The 14,612-nt window shown below is 53.3% G+C and carries 12 protein-coding genes; 6 read left to right on the forward strand and 6 right to left on the reverse strand.

The window, feature by feature from the left end; translation table 11 throughout:
- Positions 1–102 precede the first annotated feature (102 nt).
- Genes MT343_RS10685 through MT343_RS10695 form a run of 3 tightly spaced genes read left to right on the forward strand, consistent with a single transcriptional unit; the run spans position 103 to position 1,368 of the window.
- Positions 103–729, forward strand: coding sequence for a glutathione S-transferase family protein (locus MT343_RS10685; RefSeq protein WP_145468328.1), 627 nt, complete (start codon positions 103–105; stop codon positions 727–729).
- A gap of 45 nt (positions 730–774) precedes the next feature.
- Complete coding sequence (locus MT343_RS10690) at positions 775–1,146, forward strand: nuclear transport factor 2 family protein (RefSeq protein ID WP_222428535.1); 372 nt, start codon at positions 775–777, stop codon at positions 1,144–1,146.
- A gap of 12 nt (positions 1,147–1,158) precedes the next feature.
- Entirely contained in the window at positions 1,159–1,368 is a 210-nt protein-coding gene (locus MT343_RS10695) for a tautomerase family protein (protein WP_145468326.1), read from the forward strand.
- A gap of 51 nt (positions 1,369–1,419) precedes the next feature.
- On the opposite strand, the gene rlmF is transcribed toward MT343_RS10695, so the two are convergent.
- Positions 1,420–2,769, reverse strand: coding sequence for a 23S rRNA (adenine(1618)-N(6))-methyltransferase RlmF (rlmF, locus tag MT343_RS19625; protein ID WP_368666036.1), 1,350 nt, complete (start codon positions 2,767–2,769; stop codon positions 1,420–1,422).
- Positions 2,770–2,945: 176 nt separating this feature from the next.
- On the opposite strand from rlmF, the gene MT343_RS10705 reads away from it, so the two are divergent.
- A complete protein-coding gene (locus tag MT343_RS10705) occupies positions 2,946–3,554 on the forward strand; it encodes a MarC family protein (protein ID WP_145468324.1) in 609 nt (202 codons plus the stop codon).
- 146 nt (positions 3,555–3,700) lie between these two features.
- Positions 3,701–4,570 (forward strand): CPBP family intramembrane glutamic endopeptidase, encoded by an 870-nt coding sequence (locus tag MT343_RS10710; protein ID WP_186435856.1) that lies wholly within the window; start codon positions 3,701–3,703, stop codon positions 4,568–4,570.
- A gap of 122 nt (positions 4,571–4,692) precedes the next feature.
- On the opposite strand, the gene aceF is transcribed toward MT343_RS10710, so the two are convergent.
- From aceF to MT343_RS10730, 4 genes are all read right to left on the reverse strand, one after another.
- Positions 4,693–6,363 (reverse strand): dihydrolipoyllysine-residue acetyltransferase, encoded by a 1,671-nt coding sequence (gene aceF / locus MT343_RS10715; RefSeq protein WP_145468322.1) that lies wholly within the window; start codon positions 6,361–6,363, stop codon positions 4,693–4,695.
- Positions 6,364–6,376: 13 nt separating this feature from the next.
- Positions 6,377–9,055, reverse strand: coding sequence for a pyruvate dehydrogenase (acetyl-transferring), homodimeric type (aceE, locus tag MT343_RS10720; RefSeq protein WP_145468320.1), 2,679 nt, complete (start codon positions 9,053–9,055; stop codon positions 6,377–6,379).
- A 372-nt stretch (positions 9,056–9,427) separates the two neighbouring features.
- A complete protein-coding gene (locus MT343_RS10725) occupies positions 9,428–10,465 on the reverse strand; it encodes an outer membrane beta-barrel protein (protein WP_145468318.1) in 1,038 nt (345 codons plus the stop codon).
- A 98-nt stretch (positions 10,466–10,563) separates the two neighbouring features.
- The gene (locus MT343_RS10730; RefSeq protein WP_222428534.1) at positions 10,564–11,550 is read right to left on the reverse strand and encodes a GlxA family transcriptional regulator; all 987 of its coding nucleotides are present in this window, start codon (positions 11,548–11,550) and stop codon (positions 10,564–10,566) included.
- 225 nt (positions 11,551–11,775) lie between these two features.
- On the opposite strand from MT343_RS10730, the gene MT343_RS10735 reads away from it, so the two are divergent.
- Positions 11,776–13,491: a beta-ketoacyl synthase gene (locus MT343_RS10735; protein WP_145468316.1), complete on the forward strand. Its 1,716-nt coding sequence runs from the start codon at positions 11,776–11,778 to the stop codon at positions 13,489–13,491.
- A 56-nt stretch (positions 13,492–13,547) separates the two neighbouring features.
- On the opposite strand, the gene MT343_RS10740 is transcribed toward MT343_RS10735, so the two are convergent.
- Positions 13,548–14,525 (reverse strand): NAD(P)/FAD-dependent oxidoreductase, encoded by a 978-nt coding sequence (locus MT343_RS10740; RefSeq protein WP_186435855.1) that lies wholly within the window; start codon positions 14,523–14,525, stop codon positions 13,548–13,550.
- Positions 14,526–14,612: the final 87 nt, after the last annotated feature.

The raw sequence follows: 14,612 nt of genomic DNA on the forward strand, positions 1-14,612 counted from the left end.
CGCCAACCCCCTAATCTGCCCATAAGGCTGTGAAGCACAGTGCTCACGGCCCACACCAAGACTCCCAAACAACACTCAAACCCGAATACACCGGAGAAGACTATGTACACACTGTATTTTCTGCCTGACGCCTGCTCACTCGCCACCCAGGTGGTACTGCGCGAACTGGGCCAGGAAGTGAGCCTGATTCACAAACAACAGGTCAGCGACTTCAGCAGCATCAACCCGGTCGGCACCGTCCCTGTTCTGCTCGATCCGGATAACGGCCAGACTCTGCGTGAAGGTGCTGCCATCATGATCCACCTGCTGGAAAAGCACCCTAACCCGATGCTCCCGCACAATGATGCCAACGCGCGCCTGCAGGCCATCCGCAACATCATGTTCGCCAACGCCACCATGCACCCGGCATACAGCCGCTTATTTTTTGCCAGCTCAGCCATTCATGATGCCGACGCCCGCCAGGCCTTCTTTGCGACCGCCGCCGACGCCATCAGTGCCTTGTGGCAAGTGGTGGAGAATCAGCTGCAGGAGCAGCCATTTCTGGGCGGTGAACAACCTTCTGCCGCCGACATTATGCTCAGCGTCTATTCACGCTGGGGCGCGGCATTTCCGGTCAATATTCAGATTGGTGAAAAAACCAGCGCCATGATCGACCGCGTCTTGGCAATGGACAGCTTTAAGCAGGCATTAAAAGCTGAACAACAAACAGCCGATGCCCTGCGCCAATAAAAACGGATAAGAGCAGCGGATAACAGAAGCGCAAGATGGAGACCTATGATGAATACGGATGCAATAACCACTCAGGATTTCGATCAGATCTGTGCCCTGGTACAGGACTATTTCGACGGCCTGCATCAGGGCGATACACAAAAACTACGGCATATTTTTCATGCCGATGCGGTGCTCAAAGCGCCGGGTCTACGCTGCAATCTGGAAGATTGGCTGAGCCTTGTAACTCAGCGCGAAGTGCCGGCCCGGCGTGGTGACGCCTTCGGCTACCGGCTTCTGGCAGTTGATCTGCTCGGTGAGCAGGCCATGGTCAAAGTGTTGTGTCCATTACTGGGGCACACCTATATCGATTTTCTCGGACTGTTAAAAGAAAACAATCAATGGCTCATCGTTAACAAAATGTACGCCGATGCCTGAGCGGAGATAACTATGCCTTACATTAATATCCGGATTACCGACGAGAACGTCAGTAACGAACAGAAACAGGCACTGATACGCGGTGCCACACAACTGATGGCCGATGTTCTGAATAAGCCACCGCATGTCACCTTTGTGGTGATTGATGAAGTCCCGACGGATAACTGGGGGATTGGTTTTGATCAGGTAACGGAGATCAGAAAAGCGCAGTCTCAACAGTAAACACAGCGGCTGGTAAATCATGATTTACCAGCCGCTGTTGCAGCACAGAATTTATGCCTGAAACGTCCAGGCAATAAAGCGGCTGACCTTCTGCCCCTGCGCCATCGGCACGGTTTTAATATCCGTCGCGCCCAGTTTACGCAGCAACTGCTTCAGTGCCGGAAGATGGTCATGGGCTGACACCAGACTGCTGAACCAGCCAACCTGAGCTGAAAACTCCACACTTTCATGGATCATGCGTTTAATAAACGCCAGCTCCCCACCTTCGCACCAGAGCTCATTTCCCTGCCCGCCAAAGTTGCGTTTTACCGAGGCTTTATCGCCTTTTAAATTGCGCCACTTGCGTCGTGCCTGCGCTTCGGCTTCTTTTTGTGAGGCAAAAAACGGCGGATTGCACAGGGTTAAATCAAAATAATCATCTGGGCGGATCATACCGCCAAATAATTTCTCACTGTTTCGCTGCATCAGAATATTAATACTCTGCAGCGCCGGATTAGCAGAAATAATCGCATGGGCATTGCGGATCGCAGTGGCATCCACATCGGTCGCGGTAAATTGCCAGCCATAGACGCTACTGCCAATAATCGGATAAATCAGATTCGCGCCGGTACCGATATCCAGCACCCGTGGTGTTGCATTAACGGAAGGTTTAGCCGACTCCGTCAGCAGATCCGCCAGATAGTGAATATAATCGGCGCGCCCCGGAATCGGCGGGCATAAAAACCCGGCCGGAATACTCCACTGCTGCACGCCATAATGGTGTTTCAGCAAGGCTTTATTCAGACAGACAACGGCATTGTTATCGCTGAAGTCGATGGTCTGCTCACCGCGCGGATTCGCCTGCAGAAAATATTCAAGCTCCGGCACCGCTGCCACCAGCGCTGCCATATCGTAACGGCCCTGATGCACATTACGCGGATGCAGCCCCTCGGGCTTTACTTCGCCATAGAGCGCTGAGGTTGTTTTTTCATCATCGCGGCGGGCGGCCGGTTTTTTGCTCTTCTGACCATAGGGCGCCTTAGCTGCAGCGTCTTTTCCTGAGGAAGGCTTGCGACTGCCGGATCTGTCAGAAGCGGACGCGCCGGATTCAGCATTACGGCCTTTATAGGGCGCTTTTTCCGGTTTACGGCCCTGATCACGCGCTTGCTTGCCTCCCTCCGGCTTATCGTCCGTGCGTGCACGGCTCGCGGCGGGACGATCATCGCGTTCACGCTTTGGTGCTGAGGATGTGCCCGGGCGGCTTTTGCCCGTTCCATCAGCGGTGGAGGCATCCGGACGGGTTTTCCCCGTTCCATTAGCGGAGGATGCATCCGGGCGGGCTTTGCCCGTACCATAAAGAGAAGCGCCGGATACTTTTTTCGGCGCAGAGTCAGATGCAGCAGAATCAACAGGTTTGGTCACAGGAATCATCACAGAAATAGCAACAGATAGCCGTGCATATTAGCACGGAGCGCTGCATTCAGCGGCAAACTCCATTATCCTGCTACCTTCTGTGCCATATCACCACATCAGCAACCGGCCTGCCTCTTCTGACCGGAACCGGTCCGGCAGCCAGGCCCATACAGTTCCGGAGCCTTATGAGCGAACTGATCGCCACTTTTATCTTCTTTTTTGCTGTGATCGACCCTATCGGTACCATTCCGGTGTTTATTGCGGTCACCGCTCTGCATAACGAAGCGACACGGCGAAAAATTGCCCTGCAGGCGACGTTATTCTCCGGCGCAATTCTGCTGTTTTTTGTGGTGGCCGGCGAAATCATTCTGACCGCCATCAATATTCCGCTGTCGGCGTTTCAGATTGCCGGCGGTATCGTGCTGTTCCTATTTGCCCTGACCATGATCTTTGGCGAAGGCAAACCGGCTGAAGAAAAACGCATCGCCCGCGACGGCAGAGAAACCGCTATTTTTCCGCTGGCAGTGCCGTCTATTGCCAGCCCCGGCGCCATGCTTGGCGCGGTACTGATGACCGAGAACAACCGTTACAGCCTGCTCGAACAATCGCAGACCACGCTGGTTATGCTGTCGGTTCTGGCGGTGGTTTTTGTCCTGTTACTGCTGGCCAGCCGGGTTCACCGGCTTATCGGTGATGGTGGCGCCAGTATTATCAGCCGGGTGATGGGGCTGATTCTGGCATCGGTGGCGGTGAATAATATTCTGTCCGGCATCAAGACTTACTTTTTGCTTTAACATGGCGCTGGCAGCATAGGCATTTATAAAATGCTGCCGACTCCTGCATTAACCAAGTGCCAGCGGCACCTGCATTAACCAAGCGCCGGCGGCACCTGCATTGACCAAGCGCCGCAGGGCGCTCTGAATTAACAAACAGGATGTTTATGTCGTCTCAATCCAGAACCCTGCATAACCCGCTGTACTGGCTGCACCCGAAACAGATCTGGTCCCACGTCAGCGCTATTGATGAGCAGGCCGAAAAAGAGCGGCAGAATGTCAGCCCGGCAACCTTAAAAAACCGCGCCTGGATTGTGATTGCCGTTGCCTGTGTCTGTCTGCTCATGCTGCATTACCTGAAATACTCGAGCAACCTGCGTACTGCAATCCCGCTACTGGAAAATCTGCTTGCCATTGACAACCACCAATGGCTGATCAGCTATCAGCGCAGCCAGTACCGCGAATTACTGGGTTATGTCTGGTGGGGAGGCTGGCACTTGCTGACCTTTATTATTATTCCGATGCTCACCATCCGATACGTGCTGAAGCAATCCGTCCGCGATTACGGCTGGCAATGGGGCGAGGTGCATAAGCACTGGTTAGGTTATTGCCTGCTGGCTACACCGATTGTGTTCTTTGCCATTCTGGCCAGCTTCCGCGACGACTTCGCCAACCACTACCCCTTTTATAATCTGGCCCATAAAAGCTGGCTTGGCCTGTTGCTCTGGGAGTGTATTTACATCACCCAGTTTATTGCCGTGGAGTTTTTCTTCCGCGGATTTATTGTGAATGGCCTGCGGCCTCAGTTTGGCAGTTTATCGGTCGCGGTGATGTGCCTGCCCTATCTGATGCTGCATTTCCCAAAGCTGTGGCTGGAGTCGACCGGCGCAATTTTATTCGGCTTTTTTCTTGGCATTCTGGCGTTAAAGTCACGCTCAATCTGGGGTGGTGTTGCCGTGCATGTGGCAATTGCGCTGGCCATGGATTTTGCCGCGATGATTCAGACCAAAGGTCTGCCAGAGCAGTGGCTGCGCTGAGAGGAATATATCCTTAAGACTACAGGTATTCGCGGGCATGGCCCGCCCCTACGAAAAATCGGCGTCTTTAAAAAGGAGCAGATTTGGGTAGGAGCGGGCCATGCCCGCGATAACACGCTTGGTTATAAAATCAGACGGCGCACATCCGACAACAACGCCACCAGCGTGGTGAAGAAGCGGCCACAGTCAGCACCGTTAATCGCCCGGTGGTCGTAAGATACCGCCAGCGGCAGCATATTACGCGGCACAAACTCTTTGCCGTTCCACTGTGGTTTTATCTGCGCCCTGGATACCCCCATAATCGCCACTTCCGGTGCATTCACAATCGGCGTAAAACCGGTACCGCCCATCGCGCCCAGACTGGAAATGGTAAAGCAGCCGCCCTGCATTTCGTTAGGTTTGAGCTTACCATTACGGGCTTTTTCAATCAGCTCGCTGGCTTCACGGGCGATCTGGTAAATGCCTTTTTTATCGGCATCACGCAACACCGGCACCATCAGGCCGTTCGGTGTATCGCAGGCAATACCGATGTGCACATAGTGTTTCTGCACCATATGTTCGCCATCGTGGTGCAGCGATACATTAAAGCTGGGCTCCAGTGTCAGGGCACTGGCTGCTGCCTTAATTAAAAACGGCAGCGGAGTCAGTTTAACGCCCTGTTTTTCTGCTTCCGCTTTCATCGAAGCGCGGAAAGCATCCAGGTCGGTAATATCGGCTTCATCAAACTGCGTGACGTGCGGCACATTCAGCCAGTTACGGCTCATATTAGCCGCCGTGATCTTTTTAATTTTGCTCATCGGCTGCAGTTCAATCTCACCGAATTGTGCAAAATCAACTGCCGGAACCGCAGGAATACCACTGCCAGAAGTCACCGCAGCAACGCCACTTTCAGCCTGTTTTACCAGCGCTTTAACGTAGTCGCGGATATCGTCTTTGGTAATACGGCTGCGGTCACCCGTGCCTTTTACTTTGGTTAAATCGACACCCAGCTGTCGCGCCAGGCGACGGGAAGACGGACCGGCGTAGACATTATGAATATCAGTTTTTTCTGCACTGCTCGTCGTTTCAGACACGGCAGCTACAGGCACCGCAGAAACAGCCGCCGCTGTTGGCGCTGGTGCATTCTCCACCGCTTTATTTGACGCTGGCTGAGCCGATGTCTGTTGAGCTGATGCTGCAGAGCCCGGCTGCGCCTGTGTCAGCAGCCTGCCATACACCTGGCCCTCTTTCACTTTGTCGCCAATATTAATCAGCAACTCTTTTAAGGTGCCGCCCTGTGGTGCCGGTATATCCATACTGGCTTTATCGCTTTCCAGTACGATCAGCGAATCGTCAGCACTGAGGGTATCGCCGGGCTGCGCACAGAGTTCAATCACGGTGACTTCACTGGCACCGCCCAGATCAGGCACCACCAGATCAATCAGACTTTCCACACTATCTGCTGCTGAACCGGCGTTTATTTCTGCCGCAGGAGCCGCCGGAGCAGGCTCTTGCGCAGCGGCCGCTGGTTCTGCACTGATCTGCTCTGCATTGTTCTGCTCAGTGTCAGCAGAATCTGCTGATTCCAGCTCCAGAATGGCCGAGCCTTCAGAGACTTTATCGCCAACCTTAACCAGCAACGCCAGAACTTTACCGGCCTGCGGGCACGGAATTTCCATCGTTGCTTTATCGGTTTCCAGTACCAGTAAATCCTGATCGGCGTTTACGCTGTCGCCCACCGCGACATTAATTTCAATAATTTCCACATTCTCTGCACCACCGATATCGGGCACAGTCACAGTCAGTTTACTCATGATGGCCTCCTTCTCAGCACAGGGTCGGGTCGTTTTTGTCAGCCGCAATGCCTAAGGCTTTGCGCGCTTTCAACAGATCATCTTTCGTGAAGTGTTTACCTTCTTCGGCCAGGCTGCTGAGTGCAGCCAGTACGATAAACTCACGGCTGACTTCAAAGAAATGACGTAACTTTTTACGTGTATCACTGCGGCCAAAACCATCGGTTCCCAGCACCTTAAAGCCTGCGGCACCACCACAGTTTTGCGGAATAAAGGCACGCAACTGCTCGCCATACGACTTGATATAATCGGTCGCCAGCACCGCCGGGCCTTTTTTATCGGCCAGTACCTGAGTGAGATACGGCACCTGCGTTTCAGCATCCGGTTTAAGCAGATTTTCACGCTGACAACGCTGACCATCACGCGCCAGTTCGTTCACCGAGGTTACGCTCCAGATATCCGACTCAACGCCGTAATCGTTGCGCAGAATATCCGCCGCAGCTTCCACTTCACGCAAAATAGAACCAGCCCCCATCAGCTGTACCCGGGGTTCGGTCGCCTTGGTTTTCTTACCACCTTTCAGCAGATAAATACCTTTGATAATGCCTTCTTCGGCACCCTGTGGCATATCCGGATGGGCGTAGTTTTCATTCATGGTGGTGATGTAGTAGAAGCAGTTTTCCTGCTGCTCGTACATGCGCTTTAAACCATCCTGAATAATGACCGCCAGCTCAAAACCGTAGGTCGGGTCGTAGGATTTACAGTTAGGAATTGTGTGTGCCATTAAATGACTGTGGCCATCCTGATGCTGCAAACCTTCACCATTTAAGGTGGTACGGCCGGAAGTCGCGCCGATTAAAAAGCCACGCGCCTGAATATCACCAGCGGCCCAGGCCAGATCACCGATACGCTGAAAACCGAACATGGAATAAAACACATAAAACGGAATCATCGGGCAATGGCTGTTGCTGTACGCCGTCGCCGCCGCAATCCAGGCCGACATCGCACCGGCTTCGTTGATGCCTTCTTCCAGTATCTGGCCTTTTTTATCTTCCTTGTAATACATGATCTGATTGGAATCATGCGGGGTATATTTCTGCCCGGCAGAGGAATAAATACCCAACTGGCGGAACATACCTTCCATACCAAAGGTACGGGCTTCATCCGGCACAATAGGCACGACCCGCTGACCAATGTTTTTATCTTTAACCAGTTGCGATAACACCCGCACAAAACTCATGGTCGACGATAATTCACGTTCGCCACTGCCGCTGAGCTGACTCTGGAAGGCCTCCAGTGCCGGGACATTTAAAGGCTCAAAATCCGGACGGCGTGACGGTACAAAACCGTGCAGCTGTTCGCGGCGTTCGCGCATGTATTTCATTTCCGGGCTGTCCGGCGCCGGACGGTAATACGGCACGTCATCCAGTTGGTCATCGGTCAGCGGAATGGCAAAGCGGTCACGGAATTGCTTCAGCGCTTCTTTATCGAGTTTTTTCACCGAGTGGGTAATATTGGCCGATTCGCCGGCATCACCCAGACCATAGCCTTTTACTGTCTGCGCCAGCACCACAGTTGGCTGGCCTTTATGGGCAACGGCTTCCGCATAGGCGGCATAGACTTTAAACGGATCATGACCACCGCGGTTCAGTTTGCGGATATCGTCATCGGTCAGTTCGTCAGCCAGTTCTTTTAATTCCGGATAAGCGCCAAAGAAATGTTCACGGGTATAGGCCGGACCATTGGCTTTGTAGTTCTGCAGATCACCGTCACAGACTTCGTCCATGCGTTTCTGCAGCATGCCGGATTTATCTTTTTCCAGCAGAATATCCCAGTGCCGTCCCCACACCACTTTAATCACATTCCAGCCGGCGCCACGGAATACGCCTTCGAGTTCCTGCATGATTTTGCCGTTACCCCGTACCGGCCCATCCAGACGCTGCAGGTTGCAGTTAACGACAAAAATCAGGTTTTCCAGTTGCTCGCGTCCGGCCAGAGAAATAGCGCCCAGAGTTTCCGGCTCGTCACATTCACCGTCACCCAGAAAGGCCCAGACTTTACGGTCGCCACGGGCAACCAGATCACGGGCGGATAAATAACGCATCACGTGCGCCTGATAAATTGCCTGAATTGGCCCCAGCCCCATGGATACCGTCGGGAACTGCCAGTAATCGGGCATCAGCCATGGGTGCGGATAAGACGACAGACCATTGCCATCGACTTCGCGGCGGAAACTGTCGAGCTGTTGCTCGTCAAAGCGCCCTTCGAGATAAGAGCGCGCATAAATACCCGGTGCCGAATGGCCCTGAAAATAAATCAGGTCACCCAGGTGACCATCATCGTTGCCACGGAAAAAATAATTAAAAGCAACGTCATATAAGGTCGCGGCCGACGAGAAAGAAGCAATATGGCCACCCAGACCTTCGTCGTTATCGTTGGCGCGCATCACCATCGCCAGCGCGTTCCAGCGGATTAACGAGCGGATACGGCGCTCCATAAATAAATCGCCGGGCATGCGCTTTTCTTTTTCCGGGGCAATGGTATTGCGGTATGGCGTGGTAATGGCGGGCGGCAAAGCAACGCCTTTGGCCATGGCATGGTCGAAGAGTTTTTTCAGTAAGAAGGCAGCCCGCTCAGGGCCAGCGTGACGAATGGTGGCATGCAGTGAATCCAGCCATTCCTGGGTTTCGTAAACATCGACATCGTGTGTCATCTGAACTCCGGTCTCCTGATTGTACGTGCCGCAACCGATAAGTCCGGCACTGAGTCCGTTACAGCCTTATGAGCTGCAACCCCATCTAAATTGGTCTTACCTATTATCCTTTTCTTTAAAAATGATCATAGATAAGACCCTTTAGGTAGTTTTACCAAGGTATTTTCGTAGTACTTTTACAGAACAAAAGCCCATAAAACCTTGACAAAACCCAGTCTGCACTGAACAAACGGCGTTGACAATGGATTCCTGTAGTTTTTTTACAGAATGACCAATTTTTACCACCAAGGTCGTAGAGAGGAATTCAGGAGGCGCAAAAACGGAGAGCGACGCCCGACCAGTAACACTGCCCAGGCGTCCCGCTGATAGTGGTTAATTGAAGTGATAAACGAGCGCCAGCGACAAACTGCTACCAGACACCGAGACGCCCGACTGGGTTTCCAGCTCCAGCAAGGTTGCTGACAATTCAGAGCTCCAGGAACGGCCGAGGTGATAACCCGCTCCCAGGCGCAAGCCATAACTGGTGTCATACTTCACCGCTGCATTGCCCTGATAATCAATCCAGGGAGCAATCTGGCTGCGGTTAAACTCCGCCCGCAGTCCGGCACTGATATTCCAGTTTTGTGTTGGCCGGTAACCGGCGCCGAGATACAGCATCTGACCTTTTTGCTGCTGATCGTTGACCGTGGTAAAGCGCGCGCCCAGGGTGGCGCGGAGAAAGGACGTAGGATTTAAAGGCACATCAGCGCCGAGATGAAAGTTCACGCTGGGTGGGGTTTTAAAGTCCGGATTGTCGCTGCTGCGCAAAAAATCCTTACCATTACTTTCCAGCTCAGAAGACCAGAAAAAGCGCGTTCGTTCATTCCATACCTTGTCTATTTCCAGACTGGACTTCCCTTCCGGCTCATATGCGGAATAAACCGAAGAGGGATAGAAGATTGGCAAAGGTAATATAGGCAGCAACTGCCACGCGAAACAAATATCCCATTCTTTTCTGTTTCCCCGATGCCCTGGTTTTATCACCAGATAACGGGCTTCGCTATTGAGTACAACATAATGATCCAGATCGTCATCGCAGGCATCAATATCCACATAGGAGCTGGTTAATTGAATAACGCGAAAATGTTCATCCAGCACAACAATATCCGGCGCATAAAGTTTTCCGGCTACGGCTTCCACCCTGAAACTGATCTCTTTTTGATAGGGAGTGTCATCAAGGCTGATAGCCACAACCAGATCGTCATCACCCAACCCGGTGAGCGACTGATAAGCAGCGTCCGGAAAGGTATTATTGCTGCTCAGCGAATAATAGGTCAGATCTGAATAGTCTTTATTTTTACCTGCCTGCGCAGGAGTAATAATTAACGCCAGCTGAACAAAAAGCAGTATTTTTAATAAGTTTCCGTACATTTTTTATCCATAAAGTAATTTCCCTGACGGGCTCAAGATTACAATAAAAATGGAAAGGATGACCGTATTATTAAAGTCGTTATCCCAAACAGCCTGTTTCAGCTGCTGAACAACTTGGCCCGCACTTTTTTGCGGTATTCTGCCGGCGTCTGCCCGGCCAGCCGGCGGAAAATCCGGGTAAAATAACCACCGTCGTTATACCCCACGGCGGCGGCGATATCGGCCACACTCAGATTGGAGTTCTGCAATAAATCGCGGGCATTGTCACAGCGTAATTTCTGCAGATATTGCGTCGGTGTGGTACCGGTAACTGCACGAAAGCGCCGGTCAAACTGGCGCTCACTTAAACCGGCATCAGCCGCCAGCTGACTTAACAATAAGGGTTTCTGCACATTTTGCTGCAGCCAGGTTTGCGCTAAGGCGATGACTTCATCGGGGTGCTGATGCACCTGATCGGCGTAAAAGACTTTTTTCTCAAACGGGTTACGCACCTCCGGTGAGAACTGCTGCTCCACCTGTAAGGCCAGCTCCCGGCCATATTGCAGACCAATAAAATGCACCATTAAATCGGCACCGGAATTCACACTGGCCGCGCAATACAGCCGGCCATCCTGTGTCAGCAGATGCTGGCGCTGCAATTTTACTTTGGGGTAATCGCGCGCGAACTGATCCAGATAATGCCAGTGTGTGGTGGCCGGCTTGCCATCCAGCAGTCCGGCCTCTGCCAGCAAACAAACGCCGGTACCAATGGCAATAATGCTGGCACCGGCGCGGTACTGACGCGCCAGCCAGGCAATGGTATCGGCCTGCTGCGCCAGTTGCGGTTTTGGGTTACGCCACAGTGCCGGCACCACAATTAAATCGGTATGTTCAACTTCATCCAGAATTTTGCTCGGGCGGATCTGAAAGCCACCCAGCATGGTCAGCGGCTGTAATTGCTGTGCCACCACGTCTACCTGAAACACCGCACGCGGATCGCGCGCCAGACGTAATCTCGCCCGTGTGGCCTCAAGCATTTCCAGCGGAATAGCGACACTGGAACTGAGCATCTGGCCCATGGCCAGCAGGGTGACATGGCGGATCATTCCGGCTCCTTAAACGGCTCCTTAAACAGCAACAGCAACGTTCACTTAACAGGCTGCGCAACACAGCTGTGAACCCGCCTCTGTAATGGCGTCTTTTTTGTCACCATATTTGTCCAGAGTATCCTAATAGCTAAGCAGAATGCACTCCTACAATGGCCTTATTCCCCATTTGTCCGCCCGGCAGACGTTTTACCCTGCCGGGCCTGCGTTATCAGGAGAGCAATCATGAGAAAACTGGCCGTTATTACCGCCTTTGGTGGCATTAACGCTGCGGGCCGCAGTTCAGCACATCATGCTTACCAGCGTCTGGTTCTGGATGAGCTGGGCAGCCAGCAGCAACAGGCCACCCTGAATGCTCTGGCACAAAGCATGAACCTGCCACTGAACGGCGATGCTGTTTGGCGTGAACAGATCATCAACGGCACTCTGGTACGCGGCTGGGACAATATGGACTGGGATGCCAGTGCCGTACCTTTTCACCAGCCATTTACCGACAGCGATGGCACTCCCTGCTGGCGTTTAAGCCATAAGCGTCTGGCGGTACAGAGTGCAGGACAAACACCCAAAGGCTTTGACCCGGCCGCGCTGTACCCATCACACCATCATCCCCGCGGACTGCAGATGGCGGTGTATGCCGCCTCCGACGCTCTGGGCCAGCTGGGTATGAACTGGGATGCTATCCGCCAGCGTTTACAGCCTGACGAAATCGCCGTTTATGCCGGCTCTGCCATGGGTCAGCTCGACGGCAATGGCCACGGTGGCATGCTGCAATCTTCCCTGCTGGGCAAGCGCACCAGTTCCAAACAATGTGCGCTGGGCCTGAGCGAAATGCCCGCTGATTTTATTAATGCCTATGTACTGGGTAATGTCGGCGCCACCGGCAGTATGGTCGGTGCCTGCGCTACCTTTTTATACAATTTAAAAGTCGCACTGGATGATATTCAGAGTGGCCGCCGCCGGCTGGTGATTGTCGGTAACAGCGAAGCGCCACTCACGCCGGAAATTGTCGAAGGTTACAGCGCCATGACGGCGTTAATTACCGAACAGAAATTACGCGACCTAGACGGTTTAAATACCGGACAAACTCCTGATTTCCGCCGGGCGAGCCGGCCGTTTGGCCATAACGGTGGTTTTACCATCGCCGAATCTGCGCAGTTTTTTGTGCTCTGTGATGATGAATTAGCACTGGAATTAGGCCTGACCATTCATGCCGCGGTAGGTGATGTATTTGTAAATGCCGACGGTTATAAAAAATCCATATCCAACCCCGGTGTCGGCAACTACCTGACCATGGGCAAAGCCATGGCCGAAGCCCGCCGCTGGCTGGGTGAAGATGCCCTTCGTCATGGCTCTTTTGTTCAGGCCCACGGCAGCAGTACGCCAGCGAACCGTACAACAGAGTCGCATATTTTCAGCGAACTGGCCGGCGCCTTTAATATCCAGAACTGGCCGGTAACCGCCGTTAAAGCACACCTCGGCCACTCCATTGCCGCCGCCTCCGCCGACCAGTTATTGATGAGCCTCGGCAGCTGGGCTAACCATATGATTCCCGGTATTACCACGACCACCGAAATTGCCGACGATGTACACCAGAAGGGGCTGAATATTCTGCTGCAGCACCAGCCGATTAATGCCGAAAAAATGCCGTTAGCCTTTATTAATGCCAAAGGTTTTGGCGGTAATAACGCCTCCGGATTTTTTGTCAGCCCGCAGCAAACGCATAAATTACTGGCACATAAATACGGCCCGCAGCGCTGGAAAGACTATCTGTCACGCAATGAATTTATTCAGCAGCAGGCGCAGGATTACGATCAGAATATGACCGCCGGGAAGATTAAACCGCGCTACTGCTTTGGTGAAAATGTACTGGAACCGCAAGATCTTCAGATTTCCGACAGCGAAATCCGTATTAAAGGTTGGGAGCAGGCCGTCAGTCTCTGACGGCTGCTCTGTTTTTGATCGTGCGGTATAAACTTTATTTAAATAACGGTGCGCCGTTACTGGTTAAAAATTAAGTAACGATGCGCCGCTACTCCGGCCATCACACCGGATGCCGACGCCAGCGTGGCATTATGCATTGGCATTGCCGTATCACCGGCGGCAAACACACCCGGCACGCTGGTCTGGCGCATGGCATCGGCGCTGATCATCAGCCCGGTGGGTGCCTCTTCGGTAGCGAGCCCCAATTGCTCAACCAGTGCCTGCGCAATCTGAGTTTGCGGAGCAACATAAACGGCGCCGACCGCAATACGGCGACCATCGGCCAGACGTACGGCTGACACCGCATCGCCCTCGCCCTCGCCTTCCCCTTCACCCTCAACCGCAACAATCGGTGTGCGCTCAATGGTTACGCCACGCCGTGTCAGAACCGGCAGAAGGTCGTCGTCCGGCTCGAAATCGCCCTGCGTGAAATACGTAGTCGGCCCCCAGTCCGGCAACATCGCGGCCTGCATCGCCGAATGCGCTGAACCGGCCAGAACGGCTATCGGCTGACCACGCAGTTCATAACCGTGGCAGTAGGGGCAGTGAATTACGCTTTTACCCCAGCGCTCTTTCAGGCCGGGAATATCCGGCAGCTGATCGGCCACACCCGTCGCCAGAATTAAGGTTCGCCCTTTTACCTCCTGGCCATCGTCACTTTGCAGCACAAAGCCCTCTTCGCTCTTGCGTGCCGCCGTGACGCGGGTCTGACGCAGGCTGACCGTTGGGTAGGCCAGCAAGGGTTCAAGCGCGCGCTGACGTACCTCGGCCGGAGAGACACCATCGAGGGTGAAAAAGCCGTGGGATGCTTCGGCAAAACGGTTGCGTGTTTCCCCGGCATCAAGAATCAGCACCTGACGCTGGCCGCGGGCCAGTTGCAGCGCCGCCGATAAACCGGCAAAGCTGCCGCCGATGATCAGGCAGTCGTAGATGTCCGGCGTACGGGTCTGAATGTTAAAGGTATGGCTGTTTTGTGGGTGAGTTGCGTGCGTCATGACATTTCCTCCGTCTCATTCACTCACGAAACAATATAAGTTACTTAAGATGAGAAAATCAACTCATGATACTTTTAATGTGTCATG

Source organism: Venatorbacter sp. C2-1 (genome assembly GCF_022832715.1).
GTDB lineage: Bacteria > Pseudomonadota > Gammaproteobacteria > Pseudomonadales > Oceanobacteraceae > Venatoribacter > Venatoribacter alkanivorans.

Coding starts and splice junctions, on each gene's coding strand:
- MT343_RS10685 (WP_145468328.1), top strand. CDS start 103: ATGTACACACTGTATTTTCTGCCTGACGCCTGCTCACTCGCCACCCAG.
- MT343_RS10690 (WP_222428535.1), top strand. CDS start 775: ATGATGAATACGGATGCAATAACCACTCAGGATTTCGATCAGATCTGT.
- MT343_RS10695 (WP_145468326.1), top strand. CDS start 1,159: ATGCCTTACATTAATATCCGGATTACCGACGAGAACGTCAGTAACGAA.
- MT343_RS10705 (WP_145468324.1), top strand. CDS start 2,946: ATGAGCGAACTGATCGCCACTTTTATCTTCTTTTTTGCTGTGATCGAC.
- MT343_RS10710 (WP_186435856.1), top strand. CDS start 3,701: ATGTCGTCTCAATCCAGAACCCTGCATAACCCGCTGTACTGGCTGCAC.
- aceF (WP_145468322.1), bottom strand. CDS start 6,363: ATGAGTAAACTGACTGTGACTGTGCCCGATATCGGTGGTGCAGAGAAT.
- aceE (WP_145468320.1), bottom strand. CDS start 9,055: ATGACACACGATGTCGATGTTTACGAAACCCAGGAATGGCTGGATTCA.
- MT343_RS10725 (WP_145468318.1), bottom strand. CDS start 10,465: ATGTACGGAAACTTATTAAAAATACTGCTTTTTGTTCAGCTGGCGTTA.
- MT343_RS10730 (WP_222428534.1), bottom strand. CDS start 11,550: ATGATCCGCCATGTCACCCTGCTGGCCATGGGCCAGATGCTCAGTTCC.
- MT343_RS10735 (WP_145468316.1), top strand. CDS start 11,776: ATGAGAAAACTGGCCGTTATTACCGCCTTTGGTGGCATTAACGCTGCG.
- MT343_RS10740 (WP_186435855.1), bottom strand. CDS start 14,525: ATGACGCACGCAACTCACCCACAAAACAGCCATACCTTTAACATTCAG.